Genomic DNA, 1,311 nt, shown 5'->3' with positions numbered 1-1,311 from the left:
CCCCCCTCACCATCGCGGGTTCCTTCAACGCCACCGACGCAAGCCTCGCCGCCTCGGACATCCGCATCAACGCCAATCTCGACGCCACGACCCTCAGCCTCGATGCCAAGGGAGGCACCATCACCAATGCCGCCTCCGGCTCCGGCTCCGGCTACGTCACCGCCTCGAACCTCGATGCCACAGCAAGCCTCGTCGCCCTCACTGGCAGCAATGCCATCACCACTCTCGGCAGCATCAATGTCGGCAGCTTCACCCTCGACGACAACGCCCCCCTCACCATCGCCGGGTCCTTCAACGCCACCAGCGCAAGCATCACCAACACCGGTTCTCTCGACATCGCCGGCTCCTTCAATGCCACCGACGCAAGCCTCGCCGCCTCGGACATCGGCATCAACGCCAATCTCGACGCAACGACCCTCAGCCTCGATGCCAACGCAGGCACCATCGCCAATGCCGGCTCCGGCTACGTCAACGCCACAACACTCGATGCCGTCGCAAGCCTCGTCGCCCTGACCGGCAGCAACGCCATCACCACTCTCGGCAACGTCAGCGCCGGCAGCTTCACCCTCGACGATAACGTACCCCTCACCGTCGCCGGCCCCTTCACCGCCACCAGCGCAAGCCTCACCGACACCAGCGCCGGTGGCTTCGACATCGCCGGGCAGGTCAGCGTCGCCTCACTCCTCGCCCTCTCCGCAACAGGCGGATCCATCACCAGCTCGGGCACCGGTTCCATCTCCGCGCCGACCCTCGATGCCACCGCCAGCCTCGTCGCCCTCACCGGCAGCAATGCCATCACCACTCTCGGCAGCATCCGCGCCGGCAACTTCACCCTCGACGACAACGCGCCCCTCACCATCGCCGGTTCCTTCAACGCCACCAATGCAAGCTTTGCCGACACCAGCGCCGGTGGCTTGGACATCGCCGGACAGGTCAGCCTCGCCTCGCTCCTCGCCCTCTCCGCAACAAGCGGATCCATCACCAGCTCGGGCACCGGTTCCATCTCCGCACCGACCCTCGATGCCGCCGCAAGCCTCGTCGCCCTCACCGGCAGCAATGTCATCACCACTCTCGGCAGCATCAATGTCGGCACCTTCACCCTCGACGACAATGCGCCCCTCACCATCGCCGGAAGTCTCGTTGCGCAGCGCGCAGCAATCTCGGCCGCCGATCTCACCATTCCAGGCGTCATTCTTGTCGATGGCGCGTTAAGCCTGGCGACGTCCGGAACGATCTCCGAGACCGGGACGATCGACCCACCCTGCTCCAGATCGCAGGGGCGCGGGACGTGCTGCTGACCGGCAGCAATAC

General features: G+C 65.9%; 1 protein-coding gene. It reads left to right on the top strand.

The genetic code is table 11. The features are described from left to right. A partial coding sequence (locus tag RT91_RS22050) for a hypothetical protein (RefSeq protein ID WP_035189364.1) occupies positions 1 to 1,298 on the top strand: 1,298 nt, incomplete at its 5' end. Positions 1,299 to 1,311: the final 13 nt, after the last annotated feature.

This window comes from Acidiphilium sp. JA12-A1 (genome assembly GCF_000724705.2).
Classification (GTDB): Bacteria; Pseudomonadota; Alphaproteobacteria; order Acetobacterales; family Acetobacteraceae; genus Acidiphilium; species Acidiphilium multivorum.
Note: the sequence above shows the minus strand (reverse complement) of the source record. Positions and strands in the feature narration are given on the sequence as shown.